Raw genomic sequence first — 6,000 nt, forward strand, 5'->3', positions numbered from 1 at the left:
TTTATGAAAAGGCTATTTTCCCAATGCTTCGCCCTTACAGGAGTCAGGAAGAACGGATTTTATTTTCCCTGTTCCCTATTTTTTCAAGCCTTGCTACTGACAATTACCTGTAAACTACCACCAGCATATAAAATTGGTTTACCAACATCAAAACCAGATTCTCTTAATAAACCAGGTAAATCAGTTTTTAATAACTGCCAAGCTGTTTCCGTTTCAAACAACCAAAAAAACACTGATAAACCAGGCCAAAATATAGGATTTGTGGGAGGATGAAAATCTACTAAAGTAAAAATTCCCCCTGGTTTTAATACTCTATAAACCTCTTGGATGATTTTTCTTAATTGTTCAGGTTGCATTTCATGTAAAGCGGCGCTAGTATGCACCACATCAAACTCATGATCTGTAAAAGGCATATTTTCCGCATAAGCTTCTACATAAGTAGCATTCGGCACATTCTTTTTTGCCCGTTGTAAAGATAAAGGCGAAGCATCCAATCCTGTAACATTTTGTGATAATTTCACCAAAAAAGCCGTAGCTTGACCACTACCACAGCATAAATCTAGAATTTTAGTATCTGAGTTGAGGTTTAAACCTTGTAAAGCGAGTTGACGAAAACGCCCCTCACCGCCCACACTCAGGGCTGCTAACCGGGATATGGCATCATATAACCATTGATAGCGGTAACTCAAGTCTCGAAAAATTGTTGCCATTGCATATTTCCTTAACGTTAAGCTTTATATTGAATAAAGATATATTGTTAACATTAGTAAAAAAATTGTAAAGATTGGGGGAAAGTAACTGCTATGGGTCGTGTAGGCGTATTATTACTCAATCTAGGTGGACCTGATAAATTAGAAGATGTGGGTCCATTCTTATATAACCTGTTTTCAGATCCCGAAATTATTCGCCTACCATTTCGATGGATGCAAAAACCATTAGCTTGGTTTATTGCCACACGGCGAGAAAAAACATCACAAGAGAATTATAAGCAAATTGGTGGGGGTTCACCATTGCGAAGCATCACAGAAGAACAGGGGGAAGCGTTAAAAACCCAATTGGATGCTATGGGTAAAGAAGCAAATATCTATGTGGGAATGCGTTATTGGCATCCCTACACAGAAGAAGCGATCGCCCAACTGGCACAGGATAACATTGACAAGTTGGTAATTTTGCCACTTTATCCCCAATTTTCTATTAGTACCAGTGGTTCTAGTTTCCGGTTGTTAGAAAAACTTTGGCAAGAAAACCCAAAACTTCAACCTTTGGAATACACTGTGATTGCTTCCTGGTACAAACAACCAGGTTACTTGCAAGCAATGGCGGAACTGATCATTGAGCAACTAAATCAATTTCCCAACCCGGATCAGGCACACATCTTTTTTAGCGCCCACGGTGTACCAAAAAGCTATGTTGTAGAAGCAGGCGATCCTTATCAGCAGGAAATTGAGGAATGTACTCAATTAATTATGCAAACTCTTAATCGCCCCAACGCCCACACCTTAGCTTATCAAAGTCGTGTCGGTCCGGTGGAATGGCTACAACCTTATACTGAGGATGCCTTAAAAGAACTGGGTGAAAAAGGCGTTAAAGATTTGGTAGTAGTACCCATTAGTTTTGTTTCTGAACACATCGAAACTTTGCAAGAAATTGATATTGAATATCGGGAAATAGCCGAAGAAGCAGGAATTGAAAACTTCCGACGTGCTGCTGCTCCCAACACTCATCCAGTATTTATTCAAGCACTGGCAGATTTGGTAATTGAGTCTTTGGAAAAACCGGATCTCAAACTTTCCCAAGTTACCCAGATGAAAAAAAAGGTGAAAATGTATCCTCAAGAACGTTGGGAATGGGGAATGACAACTAGCGCCGAAGTCTGGAATGGTAGAATTGCCATGCTTGGTTTCATTGCCTTGATCATCGAAATTATCACCGGTCGAGGCTTACTCCATGCTATAGGGCTTTTACAGTAGGTGACAGGAGGCAGGAGGCAGGAGAATTTTAGATTTTAGATTTTAGATTTTAGATTGGATTCATGAAATACAATCCAAAATCCAAAATCCAAAATCCAAAATTGTATACCCAGTCACCAGTCACCAGTCCCTATTCCCTATTCTTACGATTTTCCCAATACCAGTGATACCACTGTGCAGCACTACGAACTGCAAACCAGAGCAGAATTAAAGCTATTAATCCTCCTTGTTGGGTGCTATATACAAAGTTGTAATCTATAGTTCAGATGTTTGGGTAGATATATAGGAATTTAAATTGAAAATTTTTGCACATCAATTAGCAGATTCTTCACTAAATCAGTAATTTTATGGATTCAAGTTATCTTAATATACAAGTATCATGCAAGTAGGATTTGCTGAAAAAGTCTTTTCGTGAGGGTTAGGAGTTCAGGAGTCAATCGATTTTGGATTGACGATTTTTCCGTTATGAAGGATCAGAACCTGTACCAAATTGTCAAAAATACAGGAGTCAGAAGCAATTAAGATGTGAAAAGTTCATATTTCCACAGGTAGATCCGGGAACAGTTTCTCACTTCTAGTTTTGACTCCTGATTCCTGAATTTTAAATTCCCAGTCTTTGATAAACTTGATCTAAATGTCTCAGATGGTTTTGTGGATCAAAACAAGCATCTATTTCTGCTGCTGACAAGTTTGCAGTTACACGGGGGTCTTTACTAATCAAATTACGGAAATTACCTTCTGGTTTATTCCAAGCAGTATGGGCATTTTGCTGAACTATGCTATAAGCTTCTTCCCGGCTAAGTCCTTTATCTACTAAGGTTAAGAGAACCTTTTGACTAAAGACGACTCCACCATAGCAGTTAAGGTTGCGTTCCATGTTCTGGGGATATACCAGCAAATTTGTCACCAAGTCGGTGATCTCATGGAGCATAAAGTGTGTTAAAATGCAAGCATCTGGTAAAATTACCCGTTCGACGGAACTGTGAGAAATATCTCGTTCATGCCATAAAGCTACGTCTTCTAAAGCTGCTCCTGCATGACTTCTTACCAGTCGCGCCATTCCTGTCAGTCTTTCTGAGCGGATGGGGTTGCGTTTGTGAGGCATGGCACTAGAGCCTTTTTGACCTTTGGAGAAGTATTCTTCAACTTCTAAAACGTCGGTTTTTTGCAAGTTGCGAATTTCTACGGCAAAGCGTTCTATAGATGCCGCCAGTAAAGCTAATTGTTGCACAAAGTCGGCATGAAGATCACGGGAAATAACTTGAGTGGAAGCGGTATCGGGTTTAAGTCCGAGTTTTTGACAAGCGATCGCTTCTACACGGGGTTCAATATTTGCATAAGTTCCCACCGCCCCGGATATTTTACCAACAGCGACATTTTTTTTCAGGACTTGCAAACGTTCTTGATGTCGCAATACTTCCGCTAACCAACCAGCTAATTTAAAACCAAATGTGATAGGTTCAGCGTGGATACCATGCGATCGCCCAATCATCACAGTATAACGGTGTTCTCTGGCCTTGTTGCGAATTGCCCCAATTAAATCTTCTAATCGTTGTAACAAGATATCCAAACTAGCAACTAATTGTAGTGCTAATGCCGTATCCAGTACATCGGAACTGGTTAAACCCAGGTGAATATAACGTCCAGCATCACCAACATATTCATTGACATTTGTCAAGAAAGCAATCATATCATGGCGAACTTCCGCCTCAATTTCTAACACCCGCTTGGGGTCAAAATTCGCCTTGGCTTTAATTTCTGCTACTGCTTCTTTAGGAATATAACCTAGTTCTGCCTGAGCTTCACAAACAGCAATTTCTACCTGTAGCCAGGTTTGTAACTTATAGTTTTCATTCCACAGATTGCCCATTTCGGGCAAAGTATAACGCTCAATCACATTCGGGCATATAATACAACTGTCATATTTTACAAGGGAATTGGTGATTGGTGATTGGTGATTGGTGATTGGTGATTGGGGACTGGTGACTGGGGACTGGGGACTGGGGACTGGTGACTGGGGAAAAATATTTCCCTTCTGCCTTCTGCCTTCTGCCTCCTGCCTCCTGCCTCCTGCCTCTTCAGCAAACCTTTGTTAAGCAATAGTAAAATTACGTAAGTATGCGTTCAATTTGATTTAAAATTCAGTAAAACAACGATAGCTTATTTAGTACGGACTGAGGAAAATAATTAAAGATTTAAAGAAATTATACTAACCCCATTGTGCAGAACAAGGGATTACTACAAAGGAATTGATATGGCAAAAAGTGAAACCTCTATCCAACCTGATGGTATGGAGTTATTACACTTATACCACCAAAATCCTTCGATTCAACTGCGTAACCGACTGGTAGAGATACATAAGGGTTTGGTGCGGAAGATGGCTTATAAGTTTACCCATCAATGCCATGAACCTTATGAAGACTTAGAACAAATTGGTTATTTGGGGTTGATCCGGGCTATTGAGCGTTTCGATCCCTCTCAAGGATATGCTTTCAGTTCCTTTGCTGTACCTTATATTCGCGGCGAAATATTGCATTTTTTACGCGATCGCTCGACTTTAGTTAAAATACCCCGCCGTTGGCAAGAACTTTACAATCAGGGGCAACTTCTTTGTAAAGAATTAACATTATCTTTGGGTCGTCCTGTCAAAGATACGGAAATTGCTGAAAAACTGCATATTTCTGTACAAGAATGGCAAGAATGTAAGTTAGCAAATCAAAACCGGATGCCTTTAAGTTTAGATGCTACCCCAACTAACAGCGTAGATTATCAAATGACCTTGGGTGATATACTTCCTTGTCCCCATACTACGATGCTTCAGCAACAAGAGGAAGAAAGACTACAGCTACAAGGGGCGATGAGGATGTTAGATGATAAACCCCGGATGGCTGTAGAGTTGGTATTAGTTAAGGAACTAACTCGCAAGGATGCAGGTAAAAAAATTGGTGCTAGTCCGATGACTGTTACTCGCTATCTGCATAAAGGTATTCAACAATTAATTTGCTATTTGCAACCGCAAGGTGAGACAGATGTAATGAGTGCTTAGTTTTGGTAACTGGTGACTAGGGACTAGGGACTGGGGACTGGTGACTGGGAAATAAATTTTATTTTTTCCAATCACCTATTACCTAGATTTTATATCGGCGATCGCTATCAGGCAATCATTCAAAGGAAGTAGAGAAATAAATTTACTATCATTCAAGATGATTAAAGTTAATTCAATATTTCTCTACCCCTGGGTTTTTCTAATCTTCTGATCTTGGTAATTTAGAATTGACTAAATTGGTAAATTCTGCCAAAGAAGTAATCGTAATTGATGATACAAATAATTCTTCTAAAGCGGTTAGATCATCAATCTTCTGAATATTTTTGCTCAGTATTTCGGGAACATCACCAAACTTGACTTGTAGAAGTTTAATGATATCTTGTTGGCGAGTTCTTGCAATAAATAATTCTTCAGTAGGGGTTAAAAAAGGCATTTCTCTCTCCTTTTCATACTCGGTTATTTTGGTGAGCAATTTCTGTTGTAATTCCTTAGTTAATGACATCATTTTGTCAATAAATCTAAAGAGGTTTTCAATGTCATATCTGTTTAAACCTCGCTCATATAAACTTCTAATTAATATCCATTTCCACTGCTCCCTATCTGCGAGTTTGTTGGTAGTAGTTTTGGTTTTTAAATGTGCCATTACTAATATAGCAAATAGATTGCTGCTTTGCTCTAGTGCTTCCCATTTGTAATCTATGAGTTTGACTGTATCAAACTTACACACAACCTCACTCTTACCTAAACCATATTGATAACTATTAGGTCGCCATGTTTTGCTTTCATCTCCTAATATGGCTAAACTAACTACTGGTTTATGGTATAAATCAAAGGATCGGTAGTTATAGATATACATTCTTTGGGAAAATTCTTCATCGTATTGACTTTGTACTTCGATGTGAATTAATATCCAAATTTCTGTGTTATCTAGTAACCACACTTGATATAATTTATCAGCATAGCGTTTTTCTGTGTTAGAGGTAG

Annotated in this window: 6 protein-coding genes and 1 pseudogene; 2 read left to right on the forward strand and 5 right to left on the reverse strand. The window is 39.0% G+C overall.

The window, feature by feature from the left end; translation table 11 throughout:
* Positions 1–83: 83 nt before the first annotated feature.
* Positions 84–710 carry a class I SAM-dependent methyltransferase gene (locus tag H6F45_RS20835; RefSeq protein ID WP_190348277.1) on the reverse strand — a complete coding sequence of 209 codons (627 nt, stop codon included), beginning with the start codon at positions 708–710 and terminating at the stop codon, positions 84–86.
* Between the two features lie 93 nt (positions 711–803).
* Here H6F45_RS20835 and hemH point away from each other — a divergent pair, with 93 nt between their 5' ends.
* Positions 804–1,970: a ferrochelatase gene (gene hemH, locus H6F45_RS20840; RefSeq protein ID WP_096568808.1), complete on the forward strand. Its 1,167-nt coding sequence runs from the start codon at positions 804–806 to the stop codon at positions 1,968–1,970.
* A 130-nt stretch (positions 1,971–2,100) separates the two neighbouring features.
* Here the strand turns inward: hemH and H6F45_RS26720 are convergent.
* From H6F45_RS26720 to H6F45_RS20850, 3 genes and pseudogenes are all read right to left on the reverse strand, one after another.
* A pseudogene (locus tag H6F45_RS26720) lies at positions 2,101–2,199 on the reverse strand (DUF4126 domain-containing protein); the annotation flags it as partial.
* Positions 2,200–2,571: 372 nt separating this feature from the next.
* Entirely contained in the window at positions 2,572–3,867 is a 1,296-nt protein-coding gene (purB, locus tag H6F45_RS20845; protein ID WP_096567980.1) for an adenylosuccinate lyase, read from the reverse strand.
* A 29-nt stretch (positions 3,868–3,896) separates the two neighbouring features.
* Positions 3,897–4,070, reverse strand: coding sequence for a hypothetical protein (locus tag H6F45_RS20850; protein WP_190348282.1), 174 nt, complete (start codon positions 4,068–4,070; stop codon positions 3,897–3,899).
* Positions 4,071–4,224: 154 nt separating this feature from the next.
* Here H6F45_RS20850 and H6F45_RS20855 point away from each other — a divergent pair, with 154 nt between their 5' ends.
* The gene (locus H6F45_RS20855; RefSeq protein WP_190348278.1) at positions 4,225–5,016 is read left to right on the forward strand and encodes an RNA polymerase sigma factor SigF; all 792 of its coding nucleotides are present in this window, start codon (positions 4,225–4,227) and stop codon (positions 5,014–5,016) included.
* 199 nt (positions 5,017–5,215) lie between these two features.
* Here H6F45_RS20855 and H6F45_RS20860 read toward each other — a convergent pair.
* On the reverse strand, positions 5,216–6,000 hold a 785-nt coding region (locus H6F45_RS20860; protein WP_199301869.1), incomplete at its 5' end, for a hypothetical protein.

The organism is Sphaerospermopsis sp. FACHB-1194 (assembly GCF_014696235.1).
Classification (GTDB): domain Bacteria; phylum Cyanobacteriota; class Cyanobacteriia; order Cyanobacteriales; family Nostocaceae; genus Sphaerospermopsis; species Sphaerospermopsis kisseleviana.